The sequence below is a fragment of the Streptomyces sp. NPDC027962 genome (assembly GCF_055566095.1).
The window spans coordinates 70,618-94,544 of record NZ_JBVHTA010000024.1 but is presented as its reverse complement, the minus strand read 5'-3'; the positions used below and the strand labels follow the sequence as shown (position 1 = coordinate 94,544).

The 23,927-nt window shown below is 70.9% G+C and carries 22 protein-coding genes and 2 pseudogenes; 15 read left to right on the top strand and 9 right to left on the bottom strand.

The window, feature by feature from the left end:
- The first annotated feature begins 1 nt into the window (after position 1).
- Positions 2 to 1,000 carry a carbohydrate kinase family protein gene (locus tag ACZ4SA_RS22530; protein ID WP_468277289.1) on the top strand — a complete coding sequence of 333 codons (999 nt, stop codon included), beginning with the start codon at positions 2 to 4 and terminating at the stop codon, positions 998 to 1,000.
- A 337-nt stretch (positions 1,001 to 1,337) separates the two neighbouring features.
- Here ACZ4SA_RS22530 and ACZ4SA_RS22525 read toward each other — a convergent pair whose 3' ends face one another.
- The 5 genes from ACZ4SA_RS22525 to ACZ4SA_RS22505 are packed head-to-tail and all read right to left on the bottom strand — an operon-like array spanning position 1,338 to position 6,979.
- Complete coding sequence (locus ACZ4SA_RS22525) at positions 1,338 to 2,312, bottom strand: ABC transporter ATP-binding protein (protein ID WP_468277287.1); 975 nt, start codon at positions 2,310 to 2,312, stop codon at positions 1,338 to 1,340.
- Entirely contained in the window at positions 2,309 to 3,313 is a 1,005-nt protein-coding gene (locus ACZ4SA_RS22520; protein WP_468277284.1) for an ABC transporter ATP-binding protein, read from the bottom strand. Before ACZ4SA_RS22520 ends, ACZ4SA_RS22525 begins: the two co-directional genes overlap by 4 nt.
- Entirely contained in the window at positions 3,313 to 4,299 is a 987-nt protein-coding gene (locus tag ACZ4SA_RS22515; protein ID WP_468277283.1) for an ABC transporter permease, read from the bottom strand. The genes ACZ4SA_RS22520 and ACZ4SA_RS22515 overlap by 1 nt, the downstream gene beginning before the upstream one ends.
- A complete protein-coding gene (locus tag ACZ4SA_RS22510; protein WP_468277281.1) occupies positions 4,296 to 5,219 on the bottom strand; it encodes an ABC transporter permease in 924 nt (307 codons plus the stop codon). The genes ACZ4SA_RS22515 and ACZ4SA_RS22510 overlap by 4 nt, the downstream gene beginning before the upstream one ends.
- Before the next feature lie 14 nt (positions 5,220 to 5,233).
- On the bottom strand, positions 5,234 to 6,979 hold the full coding sequence (locus tag ACZ4SA_RS22505; protein ID WP_468277279.1) for an ABC transporter substrate-binding protein: 1,746 nt from the start codon (positions 6,977 to 6,979) through the stop codon (positions 5,234 to 5,236).
- 174 nt (positions 6,980 to 7,153) lie between these two features.
- Here ACZ4SA_RS22505 and ACZ4SA_RS22500 point away from each other — a divergent pair, with 174 nt between their 5' ends.
- The 9 genes from ACZ4SA_RS22500 (at position 7,154) to ACZ4SA_RS22460 (ending at position 16,885) form a co-directional block, all read left to right on the top strand.
- Positions 7,154 to 8,308 carry an NAD(P)/FAD-dependent oxidoreductase gene (locus ACZ4SA_RS22500; protein WP_468277278.1) on the top strand — a complete coding sequence of 385 codons (1,155 nt, stop codon included), beginning with the start codon at positions 7,154 to 7,156 and terminating at the stop codon, positions 8,306 to 8,308.
- Positions 8,309 to 8,334: 26 nt separating this feature from the next.
- On the top strand, positions 8,335 to 8,649 hold the full coding sequence (locus ACZ4SA_RS22495) for a (2Fe-2S)-binding protein (RefSeq protein WP_468277276.1): 315 nt from the start codon (positions 8,335 to 8,337) through the stop codon (positions 8,647 to 8,649).
- Positions 8,630 to 10,081 (top strand): FAD-dependent oxidoreductase, encoded by a 1,452-nt coding sequence (locus tag ACZ4SA_RS22490; protein WP_468277275.1) that lies wholly within the window; start codon positions 8,630 to 8,632, stop codon positions 10,079 to 10,081. The genes ACZ4SA_RS22495 and ACZ4SA_RS22490 overlap by 20 nt, the downstream gene beginning before the upstream one ends.
- A 67-nt stretch (positions 10,082 to 10,148) precedes the next feature.
- Entirely contained in the window at positions 10,149 to 11,057 is a 909-nt protein-coding gene (locus tag ACZ4SA_RS22485) for a dihydrodipicolinate synthase family protein (RefSeq protein ID WP_468277272.1), read from the top strand.
- Between the two features lie 30 nt (positions 11,058 to 11,087).
- Positions 11,088 to 12,092, top strand: coding sequence for a proline racemase family protein (locus tag ACZ4SA_RS22480; protein ID WP_468277269.1), 1,005 nt, complete (start codon positions 11,088 to 11,090; stop codon positions 12,090 to 12,092).
- Positions 12,089 to 13,471, top strand: a complete 1,383-nt coding sequence (locus ACZ4SA_RS22475) for an aldehyde dehydrogenase family protein (protein WP_468277267.1) — start codon at positions 12,089 to 12,091, stop codon at positions 13,469 to 13,471. Before ACZ4SA_RS22480 ends, ACZ4SA_RS22475 begins: the two co-directional genes overlap by 4 nt.
- Before the next feature lie 45 nt (positions 13,472 to 13,516).
- Positions 13,517 to 14,233, top strand: a complete 717-nt coding sequence (locus ACZ4SA_RS22470; protein ID WP_468277264.1) for a GntR family transcriptional regulator — start codon at positions 13,517 to 13,519, stop codon at positions 14,231 to 14,233.
- Positions 14,234 to 14,361: 128 nt separating this feature from the next.
- The gene (locus tag ACZ4SA_RS22465) at positions 14,362 to 15,627 is read left to right on the top strand and encodes an alpha/beta fold hydrolase (RefSeq protein ID WP_468277263.1); all 1,266 of its coding nucleotides are present in this window, start codon (positions 14,362 to 14,364) and stop codon (positions 15,625 to 15,627) included.
- A 64-nt stretch (positions 15,628 to 15,691) separates the two neighbouring features.
- Positions 15,692 to 16,885: a M6 family metalloprotease domain-containing protein gene (locus ACZ4SA_RS22460; RefSeq protein ID WP_468277261.1), complete on the top strand. Its 1,194-nt coding sequence runs from the start codon at positions 15,692 to 15,694 to the stop codon at positions 16,883 to 16,885.
- Here the strand turns inward: ACZ4SA_RS22460 and ACZ4SA_RS22455 are convergent.
- The gene (locus tag ACZ4SA_RS22455; protein WP_468277259.1) at positions 16,882 to 17,184 is read right to left on the bottom strand and encodes a hypothetical protein; all 303 of its coding nucleotides are present in this window, start codon (positions 17,182 to 17,184) and stop codon (positions 16,882 to 16,884) included. The genes ACZ4SA_RS22460 and ACZ4SA_RS22455 overlap by 4 nt on opposite strands.
- A gap of 67 nt (positions 17,185 to 17,251) precedes the next feature.
- Here ACZ4SA_RS22455 and ACZ4SA_RS22450 point away from each other — a divergent pair, with 67 nt between their 5' ends.
- The gene (locus ACZ4SA_RS22450; protein ID WP_468277256.1) at positions 17,252 to 18,328 is read left to right on the top strand and encodes an NAD(P)/FAD-dependent oxidoreductase; all 1,077 of its coding nucleotides are present in this window, start codon (positions 17,252 to 17,254) and stop codon (positions 18,326 to 18,328) included.
- Between the two features lie 48 nt (positions 18,329 to 18,376).
- On the opposite strand, the pseudogene ACZ4SA_RS22445 reads toward ACZ4SA_RS22450, so the two are convergent.
- Positions 18,377 to 18,793: pseudogene (locus ACZ4SA_RS22445) on the bottom strand (cupin domain-containing protein); the annotation flags it as partial.
- Between the two features lie 471 nt (positions 18,794 to 19,264).
- On the opposite strand from ACZ4SA_RS22445, the gene ACZ4SA_RS22440 reads away from it, so the two are divergent.
- Both ACZ4SA_RS22440 and ACZ4SA_RS22435 read left to right on the top strand, forming a co-directional pair.
- Positions 19,265 to 19,744: a cation:proton antiporter regulatory subunit gene (locus ACZ4SA_RS22440; RefSeq protein WP_468277255.1), complete on the top strand. Its 480-nt coding sequence runs from the start codon at positions 19,265 to 19,267 to the stop codon at positions 19,742 to 19,744.
- Between the two features lie 4 nt (positions 19,745 to 19,748).
- Positions 19,749 to 20,945, top strand: coding sequence for a cation:proton antiporter (locus tag ACZ4SA_RS22435; RefSeq protein ID WP_468277253.1), 1,197 nt, complete (start codon positions 19,749 to 19,751; stop codon positions 20,943 to 20,945).
- Between the two features lie 36 nt (positions 20,946 to 20,981).
- Here the strand turns inward: ACZ4SA_RS22435 and ACZ4SA_RS22430 are convergent, their stop codons facing one another.
- Positions 20,982 to 21,857, bottom strand: coding sequence for a universal stress protein (locus ACZ4SA_RS22430; protein ID WP_468277251.1), 876 nt, complete (start codon positions 21,855 to 21,857; stop codon positions 20,982 to 20,984).
- Between the two features lie 271 nt (positions 21,858 to 22,128).
- On the opposite strand from ACZ4SA_RS22430, the pseudogene ACZ4SA_RS22425 reads away from it, so the two are divergent.
- Together ACZ4SA_RS22425 and ACZ4SA_RS22420 are read left to right on the top strand one after the other, a co-directional pair.
- Positions 22,129 to 22,295: pseudogene (locus ACZ4SA_RS22425) on the top strand (universal stress protein); the annotation flags it as partial.
- Between the two features lie 141 nt (positions 22,296 to 22,436).
- Positions 22,437 to 23,036 (top strand): Rv1733c family protein, encoded by a 600-nt coding sequence (locus tag ACZ4SA_RS22420; RefSeq protein WP_468277249.1) that lies wholly within the window; start codon positions 22,437 to 22,439, stop codon positions 23,034 to 23,036.
- Between the two features lie 200 nt (positions 23,037 to 23,236).
- Here the strand turns inward: ACZ4SA_RS22420 and ACZ4SA_RS22415 are convergent, their stop codons facing one another.
- A complete protein-coding gene (locus ACZ4SA_RS22415; protein ID WP_468277247.1) occupies positions 23,237 to 23,911 on the bottom strand; it encodes a CBS domain-containing protein in 675 nt (224 codons plus the stop codon).
- Between the last annotated feature and the right edge of the window lie 16 nt (positions 23,912 to 23,927).

Sequence of the window (23,927 nt, the reverse complement as noted above, 5' to 3'; positions counted from 1 at the left end):
CATGCGCATCGCGGTCTCCGGTTCCATCGCGACCGACCACCTGATGGCGTTTCCCGGGCGCATCACGGACCAGCTGATCCCGGACCGCCTGGACAAGGTGTCGCTCTCGTTCCTCGTCGACACCCTCGAGGTGCGCCGTGGGGGCGCCGCAGCCAATATCGCGTTCGGACTGGGCCTGTTCGGGCTGGATCCGATGCTGGTCGGGGCGGTGGGGAGCGACTTCGCCGACTACGAGGTCTGGCTCAAGGAGCACGGTGTCGACACCGGCGGTGTGCGCGTGTCGGCCGGGCGGCCGACGGCCCGCTTCGTCTGCCTGACGGACCAGGACACCAACCAGATCGCCTCGTTCTATGCGGGAGCGATGACGGAGGCACGGCACATCGACCTCCGCGGGATCGCACCGGGCGGCCCCGGCTTCGATCTCGTCGTCCTCTCGCCGGACGACCCGGAAGCCATGCGGCTCCACACCGATCAGTGCCGTGAACTTGGCCTCCCCTTCGCAGCGGACCCGTCCCAGCAACTCGCGCGGCTGACCCGTTCCGAGACCCGTCACCTCGTGGCGGGCGCCCGGTGGCTGTTCACCAACGGGTACGAGTCCGCCCTCCTGCTGGACCGCACGGGGTGGCGCGTGCAGGACGTGCTCGACAGGGTCGGCGTGTGGATCACCACGCTCGGGCGTGACGGCGTCCGCATCGAGAGCGCCGCGGCGGGCACCACCATGGTGCCCGCCGTGCCGGGGGTGCGTGCGGTGGACCCGACGGGGGTGGGTGACGCCTTCCGCGCCGGATTCCTCGCTGGCACGGGTTGGGGACACGCCCCGGACGCCGCGGCCCGGCTGGGCTGCGCCCTGGCCGCGTCGGCCCTCGGCGGTGTGGGCCCGCAGGACTACGATTTCTGCCTGGAACGGCTGCTGGCGGCCCTCGCCTCCGCTTACGGGGAGCGGGCGGCCGGCGCGCTCGCACCGGATCTGCGACGCGTGGCGCGGCCGCCGACGCGATGACCGGCCGTCGACCGCACTACCGGGCACCGCCACACACCCACTTCGGTGTGCGCCGGCGCCCGGTCGAGTGCGGTCGGAAGCTGTGTCCGAGTCCCCTGGGCATGCCCGACCGGGGAGAATCCGCGACAACCCCGGTGAGCCGCGGCTGCTGCGGCGGCGTGCGAGGGGAACACTCCCGCGCAGGCGCTGCGGCCGGTGTCCGGATCGACGTACTGAGCGCCGACGGATACGGCGAGACCGTGCGGGTCACCAAGTCGTAGCGCAACGCGGACGGCTGTGCCCGGCCCCTCGGCGGGAGCCGGGGCACAGCCGTGATCAGCGCAGGTCGGGCACCAGTTCAGGCCCCTTCGGGGAAGTGGCAGGCCACCTGCCGCGCCGCGCCCGGCGCCGTGTTCCCCAGTGACGGTGCCTCAGTACGGCAGATCTCCCGGGCTTTGGGGCAGCGCGGATGGAAGGTGCAGCCGGGCGGGGGCGAGGCCGGGCTGGGCGGGTCCCCGAGCAGGGTGACCCGCTCTCGGCACCGTTCGGCAGCCGGGTCGGGCAGCGGTACGGCGGACAGCAGCGCGCGCGTGTACGGGTGGGCCGGGGCGGCGTAGACCTGGTCCTTCGGGCCGATCTCGACGATCCGGCCCAGGTACATCACGGCGACCCGGTCGCACACCCGCTTGACGACCGACAGGTCGTGGGCGATGAAGAGGTAGGTCAGGCCGAGTTCGTCCTGGAGCTGCTCCATCAGGTTGACGATCTGGGCCTGGACGGAGACGTCGAGGGCGGAGACCGGCTCGTCGGCGACGACCAGCCGGGGGCCGGTGGCCAGTGCGCGGGCTATGCCGATGCGCTGGGCCTGACCGCCGGAGAACTCGTGGGGATAGCGGTCGATGTGCTCGGGGATGAGCCCCACCAGCTCCATCAGCTCGGCGGCGCGCGTGCGGGCGTCCGTCGCCGAACCGCCCTGTACGAGCAGCGGATCGGAGATGATCCGGGCCACCGTCTGGCGGGGGTCGAGGGAGGAGTGCGGATCCTGGAAGACCATCTGCAGGTCCTTGCGGAGCGGCTTCAGTTCCCGCTGGGACAGGTGACTGATGTCGCGTCCGTCGTAGGTGACGGAGCCGGTGGTGGGTTCCAGGAGCCGGACAATCATGCGGCCGGTGGTGGACTTGCCACAGCCGGACTCTCCGACCAGTCCCAGTGTTTCGCCCGCCGCCACGTGGAAGGTGATGCCGTCGACGGCCCGGACCGGGGCGGATCGCCGCCGTCCCGGGAACGACATCGTCAAGTCCCGCACGGACAACAGGGGTTCGGTGGACGTCATGAAGCCATGCCTTCGTATGCGGGGAAGTGGCAGGCGGCCGGATGCCCGGCCGGGCCAGAGAGGAGCGGCAGCACCGTCTCGCAGCGGGAGCGCTCCTCGGCGGAGGCGCCGGCGAGCCTGGGGCAGCGGGGCGCGAACGCGCAGCCGGGAGCCGGGGTGAGCAGGGACGGCGGGGTGCCGGGGATCGCTCGCAGCGGTTCGTCGTCGTTGTCGTCGAGGCGGGGGAGGGAGTCGAGCAGGCCGCGGGTGTAGGGATGGTCCGGTGCCGTGAACAGGGTGTCCACGTCGGCCCTTTCGACAGCCCTGCCCCCGTACATCACCAGGACCTCGTGGGCGACGCGGGCGACCACGCCCAGATCGTGCGTGATCATGATGACGGCCAGACCTCGATCCTGCTGGAGCCGTGTGATGAGCTCCAGGATCTGCGCCTGCACGGTGACGTCCAGGGCGGTGGTCGGCTCGTCCGCGATCAGCAGCTCGGGTTCGCAGGACAGGGCCATCGCGATCATCACGCGCTGGCGCATGCCGCCGGAGAACTGGTGCGGGTACTCCCGAGCCCGGCGTCTCGGCTCGGGGATGCCGACCTCGGCCAGTGCCTCCACGGCCCGCTCACGGGCGGCCCTTCTGCCGCTGCCGAAGTGCACGCGGTGGTGCTCGGCTATCTGTTCGCCCACGGTGTAGTACGGATGGAGGCTGGAGAGCGGGTCTTGGAAGATCATCGCCATCTTGCGGCCGCGCAACCGGTTCAGCTCGCGCTCCGGCAGACCGGTCAGCTCCCGGCCGTCCAGGGTGATGGAGCCCGTGACCGAGGCGTCGGTGTGCAGGCCCATCACCGCCAGGGAGGTGACGGACTTGCCGGAACCGGACTCGCCGACGATGCCGAGGGTCTCTCCGTGCCGCACCTCGAAGCCGAGGCCGTCCACGGCCCGCACCGGACCGCGAGTGGTGGCGAAGGTGACCGTCAAGTCCCGTACCGAGAGCACGGGTTCGGGGGTGCCCATCAGTACCTCACTCGGGGGTCGACGACGGCGTAGAGCAGGTCGACGGCCAGGTTGGCGACGACGATGAAGGTGGCGGCGAGCAGCGTGACACCGAGGATGACCGGCTGGTCGCCCGTCGACAGCGCTCCGTAGAAGAGTCGCCCGATGCCGGGGATCCCGAAGATGGACTCGGTGATCACCGCGCCCGCGAGCAGGCCGCCCAGGTCCATCCCGAAGAGGGTGAGGATCGGCGTCATGCCCGCCCGCAGCCCGTGCTTGACGACCACAGTGTGGCGTGGCAGGCCCTTGGCGCGGGCGGTGCGGATGTACGGCTCCGCCATCGTCTCGATCATCGAACCGCGGCTCTGCCGCGCGTACATGGCCGCGTACAGGATGGCCAGGGCCAGCCAGGGCAGCAGCAGGTTCGAGGCCCAGCGGAGGGGGTCGGAGGTGAGCTCCACGTACTGCGGGTAGGGGAGGAGTCCGGCCGTCCGGATCAACCCGTAGATGAGTATCACCGAGGTGAAGTAGACGGGCATCGAGGCAGCGGCGACCGCGCCGACCATCAGGGCCCGGTCGGTGAGCGTGTCCTTGCGCAGGGCGGCGGTGACTCCCGCGGTCAGGCCGAGAGCCAGCCAGATCACCGCGGCGCCCAGGGCGAGCGAGGCGGAGACCGGGAGCCGGTCCATGAGCAGGTCCCACACGCCTTGGCTGTTCTCGTACGAGTAGCCCAGGCACGGGAAGTCGCAGTGCAGCGCGTACTGACCGCTGCCCATGGTGCGGCCCGTGAAGATGCCGGTGACGAAGTCCGCGAACTGCCGCCACAGCGGCTGGTCCAGTCCCATGTGGGCGCGGATCGCCTCCAGCCGCTCGGCGCTGCATGACTTGCCGCAGGCCGCGGCGGCCGGGTCGGAGGGGAGGACGTAGAAGATGGTGAAGGTGACGGCCGCGATGGCGATCAGGACGCCGGCGACGGCGACGATCCGGCGGGCGAGGAAGATGATCACGTGCGGCTGCCCCTCGGGTCGAGGACGTCGCGCAGCGCGTCCCCGAGCAGGGTGAACGCGAGCACGGTGAGAAACAGGCAGAGGCTCGGGATGACGAAGTACATGGGATCCGTGTCGTAGAAGGCGACGCTCTCGGCGATCATCTGCCCCCACGAGGGGGTGGGCGGACGGACGCCGACGCCCAGATAGCTCAGCGCCGCCTCGGTGGCGATCATCCCGGGGATGATCAGGGTGGTGTACGCGATGACGGGCCCGGCGACGCCCGGGAGGATGGACCGGCCGATGATCCGCCAGGGCCCCGATCCGGCGACGCGCGCGGCATCCACGTACTCGCGATGCCGCAGCGAGAGGGTCTGGCCGCGGACGACGCGGGCGATGCCCGGCCAGCCGAACAGGCCGATCACGGCGGTCATCAGGACCACCCGGTTGACGTCCCTGGCCACGGACATCATCGCGATCATGAAGATGAGGGACGGGAAGGACATGGTGAGGTCCATCAGCCGGGAGAGCACGGCGTCGGTGCGGCCGCCGAAGTAGCCGGCCGCGATCCCGGCCAAGGTCCCGGCGACAACGACGATCGCGGTGGCGGCGAAGGCTATGAGCAGGGAGATCCGGGCGCCGTGCACGACACGGGCGAACAGGTCCCGGCCCGTGACGGGTTCGACGCCGAGCCAGTGCTCGGCCGAGACGCCACCGAGCGGGCCGATGGGCTGGCCGCCCAGATAGGGGTCGATGGCCGACTTGTCGAACTCCTCGGGTCCCCAGCCGCCCAGCGCGCTGAGCAGTGGGGCGGCCGCGGCCATGACCGCGAAGAGCGTGACCACGACGAGGGAGACCTTCACGGAGGGGCGACGGCGCAGTTCCGCGCGGGCGAGCTGCCAGGGGCTGCTTGCCACCGGAACGGAAGCGGTGGAAGCCATGAGGTGACGTTCCTTCAGTTGCTGCTCTTCGAGGGGTCCTTGAGGCCGACCGTGGCGTAGTCGAGCTGGCCGCCGAAGGACGTGTGGCCGAAGGCGCCCGCGACGTTGGGGCCGACGAGCAGGGGCATGCGCTCGATGACGGCGGGTGCCGCCGGGGCCTTGGCGAGGATCTGGCCGTCCAGTTCGCGCCATGCCTTACCCGCCTGCCCGGCGTCAGTCATGGCGGCGATCTCGTCCATCCGCTTCATGGTCGCCTCGTCACGGAAGAGCGAGTGGTTCCCGGAGTTGCCCTTCTCCTTGATGTAGCGGCCGTCGAAGACGAAGGGCAGGAAGGTCGAGCCGGAGGGGTAGTCGGGGCACCAGCCGGTGTAGACCAGGTCGGTACGGCTCTTGGTGTCGCCGATGGTGTCGTAGAAGGCGGACGGGTCCACCGTCTCGATGGTGACCTTGATCCCGGCCCGGCCCAGCGACTGCTGGACCGCCTCGCCGACCCCCTTGTCGCCGTTGGAGACGGTGATGCTGGTGGAGAAGCCGTCCGGCTTGCCCGCCTCCTTCAGCAGCTGCTTCGCCTTCTCCACGTCACCGGTCACGGGAATCTTCAGGGTGTCGGGCTGGCCGCTGCCGAAGAGCGGGCCCGGCATGTAGGCGGTGGCCACGTCGTTGAGTGCCGGCCCGCCGGAGGCGGTCATGATGCCCTCGCGGTCCAGTGCGTACTGCACGGCCTGACGCACCTTGACGTTGTCGAACGGCACACGGCCGGTGTTCATCTGCACCATCTCGGTGCAGTTGGAGGACTCGGCAAGCAGCCGCTTTCTGACCTCGTCCTTGGTCAGCACCTTGGGAGTGGACTCGGGGCGCAGCTTGCCCCAGGACACGGCGGAGGCGTCCGGGCCCTGGCCTGCGATGAGCCGGTCGTCGACCTGGTTCGCCTTGAGGCCCATCACCACGACCATCTTGTCCGGATACGCCTTGCGCACGGCGTCGGTGGCGGGGTCCCAGTGGGTGTTCCGGACCAGCACGAGCCGCTTGTCACGGTCGTACGACTCGATCTTGTACGGCCCTGACGAGAACGGGCGGTTGTCGTACCGGGGGCCCGTGTCCTTGGCCTGGGGCACGGGGGCGAAGGTGGGCAGCACGGTGGCGTAGGGGAACTCGGCGAAGGGCTTGCGCAGTTCGAAGACGATCGTGTGCTCGTCGGGGGCCTTGACCGAGGCGAGGCGCTTGCCCCCGGCGGGGCCCCGGTAGCCCTCGGCGCCGGCGAGGTAGCGGGCTGCGTAGTCGGGGCCGCCGGGCAGGTCGGGGGAGAAGGACCGCTCCACGTTGTACTTGACGTCCTGGGCGGTGATCGGCGAGCCGTCCTCGTACTTCAGGCCCTTCTTGAGCCTGAAGGTCCACGTCCTGGCCCCGTTGGACGAGACGCCGAGATCCTCGGCGAGGTCGGGGACGAGCTCCCCGCCCTTGGCGCCCGGTTCCGCCTTGTACGTGAGGAGGGTGCGGTAGAGCAGCCGGGTTCCGAAGTCCATGTCGCCCATCACCCAGTTGCGGGCCGGATCGAGGTGGGTGAAGTCCTGGTTGGAGAGGACGGTGAGGGTGCCGCCCTTCTTCGGTGTCCCGCCAACCACCTGTCCGTTGTTGGCGGTTGCCGGGTTCTTGCCGTTGCGGGCGCCGCTCGCCTCCGGCCCGCCGGAGCAGCCGACTGCGCCGAGGGTGAGGGTCGCCACCAGCGCGGCGGCGAGAACGGTTCGGGTGTGCGTGTCCATGAGTGGTCGCTCCGGAAGCAGTTGGACAGCCGGGGGAGGCTGGAGTGTGACCTGTAACATAGTAATGTGAAATTGCACTGCACAAGGTGTCGGCCGGCTCGTTACCCAGCCGTGTCCAAAGAGCCTGACGTTGCGGTCTGGCGAGCAGGAGGTGCAATGTGAAATATTACTGTCGTGCTCACGAGAAACTCTTCGGACGTGATTGTCGTCGGTGCCGGTGTGGTCGGCGCGGCCTGCGCCTACTACGCCGCTGGTGCCGGTCTCCGTGTCACCGTGATCGACCGCGGTTTCGTCGCGGGCGGCACCACGGGGGCCGGTGAGGGCAACCTCCTCGTCTCCGACAAGGAGCCGGGTCCCGAACTGGAACTCGCCCTGCTGTCCACGAGGTTGTGGACCAAACTGGCGGGGTTGCTGCCGCCGCAGATCGAGTACGACCCCAAAGGCGGTCTCGTCGTCGCCTCGGACGAGGCAGGGATGGCTGCACTGGGGCAGTTCGCGGCGCGGCAGCGGAAGGCGGGCGTCACCGCCGAGGAGATCTCCGGTGGCGGGCTCCACGACCTGGAGCCCCACCTCGCCCCCGGCCTGGCGGGCGGCTTCCACTACCCCGAGGACGCCCAGGTCATGCCCGCACTCGCCGCCGCGCACCTGCTGCGCGCCTGCGGCGACCGGGTGCGCCTGAGGCTGGGGGACGAGGTCATCGGACTGCTCCTCGGCGCCGGCCGCGAGGTGCGCGGAGTACGTACGGCCACAGGGGAGATCCACGCCCCCTGCGTGGTGAACGCCGCCGGTGCCTGGGGCGGCGAATTCGCCCGCCTCGCGGGTGTGGACCTTCCCGTGCGGCCCCGCCGGGGATTCGTCCTCGTCACCGAGCCGCTGCCGCGGGTCGTGCGCCACAAGGTGTACGCGGCCGACTATGTGGCGGACGTGGCGAGCGGGTCCGCCGCGCTGCAGACCTCGGCGGTGGTCGAGGGCACACCGGCGGGACCGGTCCTGGTCGGCGCCAGCCGTGAGCGGGTCGGCTTCGACCGGACGCTGTCGGCGGAAGCGCTGTGGCGCCTCGCGGCCGGGGCCACGGTGCTTTTCCCGGTGCTCGCCGGGGTGCGTGCGATGCGTACGTACGCCGGTTTCCGCCCGTATCTCCCGGATCACCTGCCCGCCATCGGTCCCGACCCGCGCCTCCCCGGCCTGCTGCACGCGTGCGGCCATGAGGGGGCGGGAGTCGGACTGGCGCCGGCGACGGGTCTGATCGTCGCCAGATGCCTCACGCATGGTGCACCACCGCTCGACATCAGCCCGTTCAGGCCGGAACGCTTCCCTTCTGCCGCCTGAGACGTTCGTCATGAGAGGAGGGGCCCGTGGCCCGTACCCCCGCCGAGCTGGTCGGGGCGCAGCCCGATCCGCCGTTCGAGATCACTTTCGACGGTCGCCGCATCACCGCCCGGCCCGGGCAGTCGGTAGCCGCCGCACTGTGGGGAGCCGGGATCCTGGCCTGGCGTACCACCCGCGGTGCAGGCCGCCCGAGGGGCGTGTTCTGCGGCATCGGCCAGTGCTTCGACTGCCTGGCCACCATCAACGCACAGCCCAACCGCAGGGCCTGCCTGGTGCCCGCGCGACCCGGCGACATGATCACCACACAGGAGGGACACGGCCATGACCACCTCGGAGTCTGAGCCGTACGACCTGGCGGTCCTCGGAGCCGGGTCCGCCGGACTGGCCGGAGCCGTCACGGCCGGTGAACTCGGCCTGTCCGTAGCTCTGCTGGACGCCTCCGCGCACACAGGAGGGCAGTTCTACCGCCATCCCGCACCTGCCCTGGGAGCTGTGCGGCCCGAGGCCCTGCACCACGACTGGTCCGCCTACGCCGACCTGCGCCGACGGCTGGCGCAGAGCGATGTCAGCCATCTTCACGGACATCACGTGTGGAGCGTGACGAAGGACGACGAGGCCACCGGCATGTGGGCCGTGCACGCCGTCACCGGAGCCGACGGAGATGAAGAGCGGCCGGTGCGCGTGCGGGCCCGCGCGGTGCTGCTCGCCACCGGGGCGTACGAACGCCAGCTGCCGTTTCCCGGCTGGACCCTGCCCGGTGTCGTGGCCGCCGGTGGAGCGCAGGCCATGCTCAAGTCCGGCCTGGTGCTGCCGGGCCGGCGGATCGTCGTGGCGGGAAGCGGCCCCTTGCTGCTCGCGGTCGCCTCCTCGTTGGCAGCCGCCGGCGCGAGGGTGCCGGCCGTCGTCGAGGCATCCGGTTATCTGCGGTACGCCCGGCATCCCCGGGCGCTCGTCGCCAATCCGCACAAGGCGGTCGAGGCGCTGGTCCACGGCGCCGCGTTGCTGCGGCACCGGGTGCGGGTGCGACTGCGCAGCGCGGTCACCGAGGTGCACGGCACCGACCGGGTGGAGGCGGTCACCGTCACCCGTCTCGACCCGGACTGGCGTCCCGTACGGGGGTCGGGACGCCGGATCGAGTGCGACGCGCTGGCCGTCGGGCACGGTCTCGTCCCCCAGATCGAACTGGCCACGGCGCTCGGCTGCGCCACTCGCTCCCTGCCCGACGGCACCAGTGCCCTGGCTCTGGACGGTCTCCAGGAGAGCTCGGCGCCCGGTCTGTGGGCGGCGGGCGAGACCGGGGGAGTGGGAGGGGCGGCACTGGCCCGCACGGAAGGAGAGCTTGCGGGGATGGCCGCCGCCGCCCGCGTGCTGGGACGCCCAGCCCATGGCGGCCGGGTCCGGGGACTCCAGCGCCGCAGGGACCGGATGCGCGCCTTCGCCGACGCGATGTCCGCCGCTCACGCGCCCGGCCGGGGGTGGTCACGCTGGCTGACGGACGACACCGATGTGTGCCGTTGCGAGGAGGTCACCGCCGGGCGTATCGATGAAGCCGTCGAGGACCTCGGGGCGCGTGACGCACGCACCGTCAAGCTGCTCACCCGAGCCGGCATGGGCTGGTGCCAGGGGCGCATGTGCGGTCCGGCGGTCGCCTGCCTCGCGGCCCGGGGCGAGGTCGCCGAACCCCCACCCGAACGCCGCCCCTTCGCCGTCCCCGTTCCCCTCGCGGCACTGGCCGCGCTCGACGACCCTGTCGTGCCTCGGCGTGACGCCTGACCGGGGTTCCCTCGTGGACGCCCCACCCCATAGTGAAATGTCACATTCCATAGAGAGGTTGTCCGACATGAACGCCCCCACCTGGAACAGCACCCGCCCCTGGCGCGGCGTCATGGTCGCCACCACCCTGCCCCTGCGGGACGACCTGTCCGTCGATTTCGACGCCTACGCCGCCCATGTGCGCTGGCTGCTCGACAACGGCTGCGACGGCGTCGTGCCCAACGGCTCGCTCGGCGAGTACCAGACCCTCACCGACGAGGAGCGGGCCCGCGTGGTGCGGACCGCCGTCGAGGCGGCGGGCGACGGGGCGCGCGTCATGCCGGGCGTCGCCGCCTACGGCAGTGGCGAAGCCCTGCGCTGGACCGAGCGCGCGGCCGAGGCGGGCTGCGGCTCGGTGCTCCTGCTGCCGCCGAACGCCTACCGTGCCGACGAGACCGCTGTACGCGCCCACTACGCCGAGGTCGCCCGGGCCGGGATCCCGGTCGTCGCCTACAACAACCCCATCGACACCAAGGTCGACCTCACCCCCAACGTGCTGGCCGGGCTGCACCAGGACGGCAGCGTCGTCGCCGTGAAGGAGTTCACCGGTGACGTCCGCAGGGCGTACGAGCTCGCCGAACTCGCCCCGGAACTCGACCTGTTGATCGGCGCCGACGACGTCCTGCTCGAACTCGCCGTCGCCGGTGCCGTCGGCTGGATCGCCGGCTACCCCAACGCCTTCCCCGCCAGCTGCTCCGAGCTCTATCACGCCGCCGTCTCCGGAGACCTGGCCACGGCCCTCCCGCTCTACAAGTCCCTGCACCCCCTGCTGCGTTGGGACTCCAAGACGGAGTTCGTCCAGTCCATCAAGCTGTCCATGGACATCGTGGGGCGGCGTGGCGGACCTACCCGCCCGCCACGCTTCCCGCTCACCGGGGAGATCGAAGAGGGCGTGCGCGACGCCACCGAGAAGGCCGTCGCCGACGGCCACCGGTGACCACACCGCCCACTGACGGAAAGGAAGCCCGTGCGTACGCGCCACGTTTTCCACGCAGTCGACTCGCACACCGAGGGCATGCCCACGCGCGTGATCACCGGCGGCGTCAGGGTCATCCCCGGCGCCACCATGGCCGAGCGGCGGCTGCACTTCATCGAGCACATGGACGATCTCCGGACGCTCCTGATGTACGAGCCGCGGGGGCATGGCGCCATGAGCGGCGCCATCCTCCAGCCGCCCACCCGCCCCGACGCCGACTACGGAGTCCTCTATATCGAGGTGTCCGGGCTGCTCCCGATGTGCGGGCACGGCACGATCGGCGTCGCCACCGTCCTGGTCGAGACGGGCATGGTGCCCGTGGTCGAACCGGTCACCACCGTCCGGCTCGACACCCCGGCGGGGCTCGTCACCGTCGACGTACGAGTGGAGGACGGTGCGGCCAGGTCGGTCACGTTCACCAACGTCCCGGCGTTCTGCGCCGCACTGGACAGCAAGATCACAGTGCCCGGCCACGGTACGGTCACCTACGACCTGGCGTTCGGCGGGAACTTCTACGCCTTCGTCGAACTGGACGCGCTGGAGCTGCCGTTCGACCGCGCCCGCAAGGACGAGCTGCTGTCCGCCGGGCTCGCGATCATGGAGGCGATCAACGCCTCGCCGCAGCGGCCCGTGCACCCGGAGCGGCCGGAGATCGCCGGAGTCAAGCATGTCTACCTCGCGGCCCCCGGTTCCGGCGCCCGCCACTCCCGGCATGCCATGGCCATCCATCCCGGCTGGTTCGACCGTTCCCCGTGCGGCACGGGCACCTCGGCCCGGATGGCCCAGCTGTACGCCCGTGGGCAACTGCCCTTGGGCCGCGACTTCGTCAACGAGTCCTTCATCGGAACGCGCTTCACCGGCCGCCTGATCGAGAAGACCACGGTCGGCGGGGTGCCCGCCGTCGTGCCGACCGTCAGTGGACGCGCCTGGATCACCGGCACCGCGCAGTACGTCCTCGACCCGGACGACCCCTTCCCCGGAGGTTTCCTCCTGTGACCGCCACCAAGTCCCTCATCATCTCTCGCAATCCGGCCGATCCGTCCGACGTGCTCCTTCGGATTCCGGCGCCCGGCGCCTTCGCCGCGGCCGACTCCGTGAACCTGGCGCGCGCCGCCCAGCCGGGGTGGCTCCTCGGCGGGGCGACAGCCCGCTCGGCCGCCCTCGGGTCGGTCGCGGACGCCATCGACGACGCGGGGGCCGAGCTGACCGCTCTCGCCGTCCGGGAGGTGGGCAAGCCGCTCACCGAAGCCCGCGCCGAGGTCGCGCGCACGGCTGCGATCTGGCGCTACTACGCCCAGGCCCCGTACGAGCCCGTCGGTGCGGTCCACGAGACCGCCGTGGGCCCCGGCCTGCTGCTCACCCGCCGTCGACCGCACGGTGTGGCCGGACTGATCACGCCCTGGAACTTTCCCTTCGCCATCCCGAGCTGGAAGGCCGCCCCGGCGCTCGCGGCCGGGAACGCGGTCGTCCTCAAGCCCGCCCCCGAGGCCACCGCCTGTGCGCAGCGCTTGGCCGAGATCGTCCAGCGGGCCCTGCCGGCCGGGGTCTTCACCGTCCTGCCCGGTGGGGCGACGGAGGGCAACGCGCTCGTCTCCTCCGCCGATGTCGTCTCCTTCACCGGCTCGACGGCCGTGGGCCGGGCCGTCTCACGCGCCGCCACGGCCCGGGGCATTCCGGTGCAGGCCGAGATGGGCGGCCTGAACGCGGCGATCGTCCTCCCGGACGCCGACATCGAGCAGGCCGCAGCCGACATTGCCGCCGCGATCGCCGGGTACGCAGGGCAGAAGTGCACCGCCACCAGCCGCGTCATCGCTGTAGGTGCGGCTCTGGACCCTCTGCGTGAGGCCCTCTCCGAAGCGCTGCGGGCCGTTCCGGTCGGCGACCCGGCCGATGCGGCGACCGTGAGTGGGCCGCTCATCGACCAGCAAGCCCGCGAGCAGGTCTGCGACGCCTGGCACGGCCTGTGTGCGCTGGCCGGCGGCACCGTGCCGGACGGGCCCGGCTGGTTCGCGGCCCCGACCTTGGTCGAGAAGGTCCCCCCGGGGCACCGCCTGCTGCGCGAAGAGGTGTTCGGGCCCGTAGCGGCCCTGCTGCCCGCCGAGGACGTGGCCCACGCGGTGCGGCTCTCCAACTCCGTGCCGTACGGCCTGGTCACGTCGGTCCACACCGCCGATCTGAACACGGCCCTGAGCGGACTCGACCGGCTCGACACCGGCATGATCAGGATGAACGCACCGTCCACCGGCGTCGACTTCCACCTGCCGTTCGGAGGCGCCAAGGCATCCAGCCACGGGCTCCGCGAACAGGGCCGGGCGGCGTCGGAGTTCTACACCTCCAGCCGGACCTACACCCTGTCACCTACGAAAGCAACGTGACATTGTACGTTGGGTGCGTAACGTACCGAAGGGATCACGACCTCCATGGGCCACCTGAAGCAGACCGATCTGGGCGCCGGCCGGGAGCGGCTGCGTGACCAGGTGAGCCACGCCTTGCGGGCGGCATTGATCTCCGGTGAGCTGCGTCCGGGCATGGTGTATTCGGCGCCCACGCTCGCAGAGGACTTCGGTATCTCCGCCACCCCCGTGCGCGAGGCGATGCTCGACCTGGCCCGTGAGGGCCTGGTCGAGCCCGTACGGAACAAGGGCTTCAGGGTCACCGAGGTCAGCGAGCGTGATCTCGACCAGTACACGGCGATCCGTGCCCTGATCGAGATCCCGACGGTTGGCCGGGTCACCCACAGCGCCACGCGCGAGGAACTGGAGGCGCTGCGCCCGGTCGCGGAGGAGATCGTCCGGGCCGCCCGCGACCACGACCTGATCGGCTATCTGGAGGCCGACCGGCAGTTCCATCTGTCGCTCCTCGCGCTCTCCGGCAACGAGCGCCTTGTCGAGACCGTCGGCGACCTGCGCAAGCGTTCCCGCCTGTACGGACTCACCGCCCTCAACGAGCGCGGCGATCTCATCCCCTCGGCCGAGGAGCACCTGGAACTCCTCGACCTGATGCTCGCGGGCGACGCGAAGAAGGCCGAGAAGTGCATGGCCAGGCACCTGGGACACGTCCGATCCCTGTGGGCCGGCAGCGACAGCTCGCCCGGGACCGGGCGATCGACTCGAGACACGGGGAAGCGCTCGGCCTGAGGCGGCACGGGCGGCCCATAACCCTGTGCCATGCCCGAGTGAGAGCTCCTCGGAACGAGGCCACTGATTCACGCCAGTCATGCAATGTCACATATCACTCGATGTCCGTGTGCTGTGAAAGGGGCCCCATGAACCCGGCGTACGCAACCACCGATCACATCTTCACCGTCCCGCTGGACCACTCCCATCCCGCCGGCCCGACGATCCAGGTTTTCGCGCGCGAGGTCGCCGACCGGGCCCGTAACGGTGAACAACTCCCGTGGCTGCTCTTTCTCCAGGGCGGCCCCGGTGGCAAGAGCCCACGGCCTTCGGCGGGTTCGCCGGGGTGGCTGCCCCAGGCGCTGAAGACCCACCGGGTGTTGCTTCTCGACCAGCGCGGCACCGGCCGCTCCACGCCGATCACCGCTCGCACGGCCTCCCGGTTCGACTCCCCGGCCCGCCTGGCCGCGTATCTGGCCCGCTTCCGTGCCGACGCCATCGTGGCCGACGCGGAACTGATACGCCACCAACTGTGCGGCGGCGCGTCCTGGGAGACGCTCGGCCAGAGCTACGGCGGCTTCATCACCCTCACCTACCTCTCCGAGGCTCCGGAAGGTCTGCGGGCCTGCTACGTCACCGGCGGCCTCCCCGGTCTCACCGCGACCGCCGATGACGTGTACGCCCGCACGTACCCCCGGGTACGGGAGCGGGTCCTCGACTTCTACGCCCGCTACCCGGACGACGCCCCTCGACTCCGCAAGATCGCCGACCTCCTCGCGGCCGACGACACCCGGCTGCCGGGCGGGGACCGCCTCACGCCCCGCCGCCTGCGCACCCTCGGACTCGCTCTCGGCATGGGTGACGGCTTCGAGCGCATTCACTGGCTGCTCGACGAATCCCTGGACTCGGACGGCGAGCTGACGGACACCTTCCTCCACCAGGTGGAGGCCCTGACCGGCTTCACCGACAACCCGCTGTTCGCCGTCATGCAGGAGACCCTGTACGGGCAAGGGGCCGGTCCGACCGGCTGGGCGGCCTCCGGGGCACTCGCCGCCTTCCCCGAATTCGCCGAGGACGCGGATCCTCTCCTGCTCACCGGGGAGATGATCTACCCCTGGATGTTCCAGGACATCAAGGGCCTGCGCCCCTTCGCGGACGCGGCGGACCTCCTGGCCCGGCGAAGCGACTGGCCCCCGCTCTACGACCCTCGCCGCCTGGCCGCCAACCAGGTCCCCCTCGCCGCGGTCGTCTACCACGACGACATGTACGTCGACGCGGACCTCTCCCTGCGCACGGCGCGTGACGTCGGCGCCGCACGTGTCTGGGTCACCAACGAGTGGGAGCACGACGGCGTCACCACCTCAGGCGGCCACGTACTCGCCCGCCTGATGGATCTCGCCGCGGGCCGTGCCTGACCCGCCCGCCCTCGCTTCGCCGCCTTTGCCCCTTCAGTCATCGCCCGCCTCTGACAGGAGTTCCATGTCCGTTCTGCCGACCTGTCTGCGTTCCGTCACCGCGGCTCTCGCCCTCGCCTCGTGCCTGACCGCCCCCGCCACGGCGAACGCGGCCGCCCCGTCCCCCGCACCCCGGTCAGCTCCGGCCTCCGATTGCGCGCTCCCCGGCAGGACCGGGTGGACCGACGAAGGCCACGACACCGATCGTGTCCAGTTCCAGCCCGCCACAGGAACGCGGCGCGTACTGACGCTGTTTGTGGACTTCCCCGACGCTCAGGCCACCGACTCCACGGACGCGTACGCCGCTCAGCTCGCCCCGGCCGCCGCCTGGGTGCGCACAGCCAGCTACGGCCGCTCCCGACTCGCCCTCACCTCCCTGCACCGCTGGATCCGCATGCCGGCGGATTCGGACTCGTACGGCTTCGACCGCGGCCTCACCTTCGAGACCCACGAGAAGTACGTACGCGACGCGATCGCCGCCGCCGACCCGCACGCGGACTTCTCCCGCTACGACATGGTCTACGTCGTCCCCACCAGGGCGGCGTCCGCGATCTCCTTCTCCCCGGCCTATCTCCACGACCCCGTCTCGTCCGGCGTGACCGCCGACGGCACCCGTCTGAAGTGGGCCGTGACCTTCGGACAGGATCTCTGGCGCTGGGGCCACAAGGTCGTCGCCCACGAGACAGGCCACACCTTCGGCCTCCCGGACCTGTACTCCTTCACCGGCGCCACCCATCAGTACGTCGGCGGCTGGGACGTCATGGGCGACATCGCCGGCCACGCTCCCCAGTACCTGGGCTGGCACTCCTGGAAGCTGGGCTGGATCCGCGAGGGCCAGGTCGCCTGCCTGGCTTCTCCCGGACGGCGCACCGTACGCCTGACCCCTGTGGAGCGGCCCGGCGGAACCAAGATCGCCGTACTGCGCATCAGCGAGACGACGGCGTACGTAGCGGAGTCCCGCCGGGCCGAGGGCAACGACCGGCACGCGTGCTCGGCCGGCGTCCTCATCTACAAGGTCGACTCCGCGACCTCCACCGGCGAGGGCCCGGTCCGGGTCGTGAACGGCAGCCGGTCCGCGACGCCGCGCACCGGCTGCACCGGACTCGACCTGGCGGCGTACACACCCGGCCAGACCTTCACGGACGCGGACGACGGCGTCCGTATCGAGGTTCTCGCGGGTGGCAGAGCGGGGGATGTGGTGCGGCTCCGCATGTCCTAGGCCATGTGGTCGGGAGCCGATCCCGCCACCGGTTCCGGTCTCCGGGCGTTCAAGAGCGCGTCCGGGAATCCGTCGGTTTCGTGTGCCGGCCCGTTTCCTGTCCACCGCGCCTGCCTGCTACCGCACACCCGGGCGAGCACCACCCACTTCAGCTGGGGTGGGTTGTCCACCAGCTCCGTGCTTGGCAGTTGCGGGACCCGCTGCAGGTCTGGAGAGAACCCGTGCAGGCCGCCGGACATCTCGCCCTCCTTGCGGCCCTCGGACTCCATGATCTGGTTCCCCCGGTCCAGCACTGACATCGGCCGGGTTCTTGCCGAAACGGCATGATTCCTTGCTCCGGGTGAAGTGCCGGGCGAGGCTGCGGGCATGACAGAGAGCGCGAACAACCCCAGTGATGTGGACGTCGTGGTCGTCGGTGGCGGAGTCGCCGGCCTGTCCGGAGCGGTGACGCTCGCCCGGTCCCGGCGGTCCGTGGTGGTCATCGACTCCGGCCAGCCCCGCAACGCCCCGGCCTCCGGGGTGCACGGCCTGCTGTCCCGGGACGGCGTCGCCCCGGGTGAACTTCTCCGGCTCGGCCGGGGAGAGGTCACCGCGTACGGCGGCAGAGTCGTCACCGACCGGGCGACCGGCGCACGCCGGGAGGGTGAGGGCTTCGTGGTGGAAACGGCGGGCGGACGCCACTACCGGGCCCGGCGGCTGCTGGTGAGCACCGGGCTCGTCGACCAGCTGCCCGACATCGCCGGGCTGCGCGAGCGGTGGGGGAGGGACGTGCTGCACTGCCCGTACTGCCACGGCTGGGAAGTACGGGACCAACCGATCGGAGTGCTGGCCACCGGCCCGGCCTCCGTCCATCAGGCGCTGCTGTTCCGTCAGCTGTCGGACCGGGTCACCCTGTTCCGGCACACCGGCGGAGAACTGGGCGAGGAGGAGTGGGAGAAGCTGGCCGCCCGCGGCATCGCCGTGGTGGACGGGGAGGTCACCGGGCTGGAGGCCGAGGACGACCGCCTGACCGGAGTCCGACTGGCATCGGGAGTGCGCATGGCGCTCGCGGCCCTGGTCGTGGCGCCGCGGTTCGGGGCCCGGGACGACGTGCTCGCGGGGCTCGGCCTGAGGGCCGCGGAGCACCCGATGGCCATCGGGGACCAGGTGGGGTCGGACGGCACTGGACTCACGGCGGTTCCCGGGGTGTGGGTCGCGGGCAACGTGTCCGAGGTGCTGGACGGGGTCCCGGCCGCGGCCGCCGCCGGCGTACGGGCCGCCGCCGCCATCAACGCCGATCTGGTTGCCGCCGACACGATCGCCTCCCTCGCCCGCCGCCGAGCGGGAGACTCCGCGGGATTGTTCACCCCGGAGGCGGAGGCGGCTCTCTGCGAGCAGGTGACGGGCTACCGCCGCCACGGCCTCGACAGCCTGCTGCCTCCCAGTGAGCCCCAGCAGCGCTGATACCCGTCCACGGTCCCGCACGCCGACGGTCCGCCCGCTGGGCGTCAGTCAGGTGGTTCGCGCCCGCAGGTGGGCGCGCTCGCCCTGACTGCCGAACAGCACCAGCAGTTCGACCGGCTGGGCCTCGGCCGATCCCATCCAGTGCGGCACGTGGGTGTCGAACTCGGCGACCTGACCGGGGTCGAGGACGAGATCCCGGTCACCGAGGACGAGACGCAGCCGACCTGCGAGGACGTAGGCCCATTCGTAGCCCTCGTGCGTCCTCGTCTCCGGCTCGGCCTCGTGCGGACGGGGCGGGATGACAGGCTTGTGGGCCTGCATGCCGCCGGCCCGGCGGGTCAGCGGAACGTACGTCATGCCGGGGCGGTGGACCGGCCGCAGGTGGACGCGGGGATCCCCGGTCTGTGGGGCTCCGACCAGTTCGTCCAGCGGGACACCGTGGGCACGGGCCAGCGGCAGCACCAGTCCGGACAGGAGCAGCTGAATACGGGTTAATGCGCAGATTCAGCGGCGCCTGGCTATTGCCGCGTGAGGCCCTCGCGCCCGATCCTGACGTGTCGAGTCATGGCGCGAGCGTGGCCTCGTCTTCAGTCGCAGTCCTTCGGGACCTTGGTCCACGCGTCAGCGATCAGTCGGCCGATGTCCGGCACGTTCACGCCGAGGACGGCGAGTGCCCCGTGGCCATCGTCCGCCCGCGCCCCGAGCCCGCCTCGGCCTGAACGACGCTCCGGCGGGACGGTCAGGGAGCTGTTTGCCCTGTTCGGCGGAAGACCGCCGACCGGACGCGGCACCCGCGGTCACGCTCGACTCGGGGTCCGTGCTGAAGCGGGCCACCTGCCGGCCAAGCCGGTCGGACTGCCCGCTCTGCGGAAAACCCCCGTATGCCCATCCCCGCCACGTGTGTGCGGGATCGCGTGTGGCGTGATGATGGGGCGCATGGATGTGAACGAGGTGCTTCTCCCCGGTGTGGGGCTGCGTTACGAGTTCACCAATCAGGACGGCGATCGGATCGGCGTCGTGGCCCGGCGGTCGCGCCAGTTCGAGCTGGTGGTGTACGCGGCCGACAACCCCGACCAAGCCAGGTCCGTCCTGCGGCTCACCGGTGAGGAGGCCGACACCCTCGCCGAGATTCTGGGTGCTCCGCGTATCGCTGAACGCTTCGCCGATCTCACCAGGGAGGTGCCCGGGCTCAGCGCAGGACAAGTCGAAGTGCTGGCTGGTACCCCGTTCGTCGGCCGCCCGCTGGGGGACACCCGGGCGCGGACCCGCACCGGTGCGTCGATCGTGGCGATCGTCCGCGGTGACGACGTGATCGCTTCACCGGGTCCGGGCCAGGTGCTGCGCGCCGGGGATGTGCTGGTGGTGATCGGCACCCACGACGGGATCGCGGGCGTGGAACAGATCATCCAGGGCTGAGCCGGTGCACACCTCGATCGCGCTGCTGCTGGAGCTCGGCATCATCCTGGCGGCTCTGAGCGTGCTGTGCGCCCTGGCGCGGCGCTTCGCGCTGTCGCCTGTGCCGCTCTATCTCCTGGCCGGACTGGCTCTGGGCGAAGGGGGCATTGCCCCTGTTCCGGCCGCCGGCGAGTTCGTGGAGACCGGGGCGTCCATCGGGGTGGTCCTGCTGCTGCTGGCCTTGGGGCTGGAGTTCACCATTCCGGAGTTCACCGCCAGCCTGCGCCGTCATGTGCCGTCTGCCGGTGCCGATCTCGTGCTGAACGCGGTGCCGGGAGCCCTGGCAGGATGGCTGCTCGGCTGGGACGCGGGAGGCATTCTGGCGCTCGCGGGCGTCACGTACATCTCCTCGTCCGGCATCATCGCCCGGCTCCTGGGCGACCTCCGGCGGATGGGTAACCGGGAAACCCCGGCTGTCCTGTCCGTGCTGGTGTTGGAGGACTTCGCGATGGCCGCCTACCTGCCCGTGCTGGCCGTCGTCGTTTCCGGCGGCACCTGGCGGCAGGCGCTGCTGGGGGTGGTGGTCGCGGTGGGCGCGGTGTTTGTCGCGTTCGCCGCTTCGTACTGGTGGGGACGCCACCTGGGACGGCTGGTGTCGCATCCGGACGCGGAACAGGTTCTGCTCCGTGTGCTGGGCATCACGCTGATCGTGGCCGCGCTGGCCGAGACCGTTCATATCTCCGCTGCGGTCGGCGCCTTCCTGGTCGGGCTCGCGCTCAGCGGTGAGGCGGCGGACCGGGCCCGTGCGGTTCTCAGCCCGCTGCGGGACCTGTTCGCCGCGGTGTTCTTCCTGGCCATCGGCCTGTCCGTCAGCCCCGGTTCCCTGCTGCCCATGCTTCCCGTCGCTGTGGCCCTGGCAACGGTCACGGCGGCGACGAAAGTGGCGGTCGGCTGGTACGCCGCCTTGCGGGACGGTGCGGGAGTGCAGGGCCGGCTGCGGGCCGGGACCGCGCTCATCGCCCGCGGTGAGTTCTCCATCGTCATCATCGCCCTGGCAGGTACGCAGGACGACAGGCTCGGCCCGCTGGTCGCTGCCTACGTCCTCCTCCTCGCCATCGCGGGGCCCCTGATCACGCGCTTTGCCGGCACCCGCCCGTCAGCAGGCGCGGCCGCGCGGCAACGGAGCGCGTCGGCCGGGTGGAAACCGCCGGCGTCTGCCTGATGCACCGGCGTCGTCGGCTGCCCACCGTGGCTCGGCTCAGTCATGGGGGACGACGGCGACGGGGCAGCGCGCATGATGGATGGCGGCTTCGGCCACAGGCCCCAGGTGTGGTGTCAAGGGGGGACGGTGCTTGCGCCGGCCGACGATCAGCAGACCGGCGCTCTCCGTGTCCTGTACGACGGCCTTGGCGGGGCTGTCCAGCCGGACCGTCTCGACCACCTCCACCCCGGAGAACTTCTCGCGCCAGGGGCGGAGGGCTTTGCTCAGGTGCTTCCGCGCGCCCTGTGCGATCTCGTCGGTGACGTCATGGTCCACGCCCCAGGGTGTGTATGCATGGAGCGGCACGCTTCGGCCATGGACGGCGCGAAGAGGCACCCCGCGTGCCGCTGCGGTGGCGAAGGCGAATTCGAGCAGGTCGTCGCTCGGGCCGTGGAGTTTCAGTGCCACCCGCACGGCACCTGCTGCGCTTGGAGTGGGCCGTGGTCCTTCTTCGCGCTTCTCAGCACGCACCAGGACCACCGGCCGCTCGGCCCGTGCCACGACGGGCAAGCTGATGTCGCCCAGGAAGTAGCTCTCGACGGGCCTCAGCCCCCGCGAGCCGAGGACGATCATCTCGGACTCCGACGCCGCTTGCAGCAGTGCGTCCTGGGCGTCGTCGGCGACCAGGTTGCCGACGACAATGAGGCCCGGGTGGCGTGCTTGGAGCTCCGTCCGCGCGTTGTGCACGATCCGCTTCGCCCAGTAGTTCTGATCGATCTCCGAGGGGATGCGGGTCGGTTCCGGCACCAGCAGAGGCCACGCATGCAGCAGGCGCAGCGTGAGCTTGCGCCGCTCGGCTTCCTCGGCGGCCCAATGAGCGGCGGCAAGACTCTCGGGTGAGCCGTCGAGGCCCACGGTGATCACTGGCTCCATGGCGACTGCCTCTGCCCTGTAGGAAACTGGAACAACGGTGAACGAGTCCGCCTGTCCCGACTGTGTCGGCTCACTGAGCACGACCCCTTCTCGTTCGAGGAGTACCGCAAAGCATCCTGCGGCGCACGCGGACGCCGCTGCGGCAGGGCTGGGACGAGCGTGAAGTCCGGCATGGGCCGGAGGCGAGAGCAGTGGCGATTCCCCTGGTGGTCGGCATCGACGGGGCCGAGGCGGGCGTGGATGCCGTGAACGGTGCCGCTGACGCGGCAGTCCGGCACGTCAGGCGCTCGCGGCGGCCGCGTCGGACGCCGGCCTGCTCATCGTCGGAGCCTGTGGGCGGCGTGGGCACCTGGGGCCGCAACTGGGCTTGGTCGACCACGCGGTACTGCATCGCGCGCTCACGCGCCGTGTCCGATCGCCGTCGTTCCGCAGACGTGACGGTTCACCGCGAGGGGGACGGGACCGTAGGGAGGGCCGGGTGGCGGCCCGGCCGGGACCTTCGGCCCCGTGACCGTGGCCCGGTGCCGCTCGATCGTGGGTGCGGGAGGGAACGGATCAGCGAGAGCTGGAGGCGGGAACATGAGCGCACATGATTCGCCGTACTCGTCCCCCCAGGAGCAGACGCCCCCAGGGGCGAACCCGCTGAGGCGAAGGTCCGACAGGATCGAAGCCCGGGTCCGCCGCTTCCTCATGGTCGTCCTGGTCCTCGGAGTGCCGGCGGCCTCGCTGAGCGCGGGCCTGACGGCCTACGAATCTTCGATGCGTACCGTGGAAGTGCACGCGGCGGAGCGGCAGGAGGCCACCGCCCGGCTGACTTCGGACGTCGAAGGGTCGCATGGCCGTACTGAAGACGCGGTGCAACGAGCACACGTCCGATGGACCGGCAAGGACGGCAAGGAACGGACCGGAACGGCCCTCGTGAAGTCAGGTACGCCCCGAGGCGCGACCGTGCAGGTCTGGGTGGGCCCCGACGGAACCCTCACCAGTCCGCCGGTGTCCGCCGACGACGCGATGGCCACCGGATGGATTGCGGGCGGGCTGGCGGCAGTTGTGGTGGCCACCGGGGTCCGTGCCGCAAGGGCGGGCATGCGCCGGATGCTGGACCGCGGCAGGTACGCGCAGTGGGACGCCGAGTGGGACCTGGTGGAGCCCCCTTGGTCCGCGCGCTTCCGCCAGTGACAGGCCGGGGGGCGCACTGCTGTCGAGGAGGTGAGGGTGGTGCCCGAGACGTACGGATCGCCGCCGCCGGCGGCAGACTCGACGAGTACGCACCGGACGAACTGGTCCGCTCCGGCGTGCCGACGCCATGCGGCGCCAGAGCCGGGAACGCAACGGTGATCTCGCCATTGGTTCGCGCTCCGACCCCACTCCGGGTCGACTCATGTGCCTGTGGCGGAACGCCTCGCGTCGTCGGTCCGACAAGTGACGTGCGTCGAGACCGAGACCACGCCGTCCACGCTCCGGCACAGGCGTTCGATGATGGGGATCAGGCTCCTGAACTCGACGGATCCGTCCAGGGTTACCTGCCCCTCACGAACGTCGACCGTCAGATCTGAGGGAGCAAGGTCCATCGTCTGCTGCAGCACGTCCTGGGTGATTTCCTCGCGGATGGCGTCGTCGCGGCGCAGGAAGGTCCGCAGCAGGTCACTGCGGCTGACGATGCCCTGCAGCTTGTCCGTCTCGTCCACGACGGGCAGCCGCTTGACACCGTGGACCTCCATCAGGCGGGCCGCCTCGACCACGGTCCACTCCGGACGCGCACACACCGCGGGAGCCGACATCAACTCCTCGGCCCTGGCCCCTTCGGCCTTGGCCCGCTCCCAGGCCTCCAGATGCGGAATCGGTGTCAGGCCGGACGGGTCGGCCTGGTCCGCGGACTTGCGCAGCAGGTCGGCCTCGGAGACCACACCCATCGGGCGGTCCTGCTCGTCCACCACCGGTACGGCGGTGACATCGTTCTCCGCCAACAGCTTGACGATCTCCTTGAACGGCAGGTCACGCCGTACTCGCACGACCTGTCGGGTCATGAGCTCTGCGACCGTTCTGTGATGCATGTCGCCTTTCCCTTCG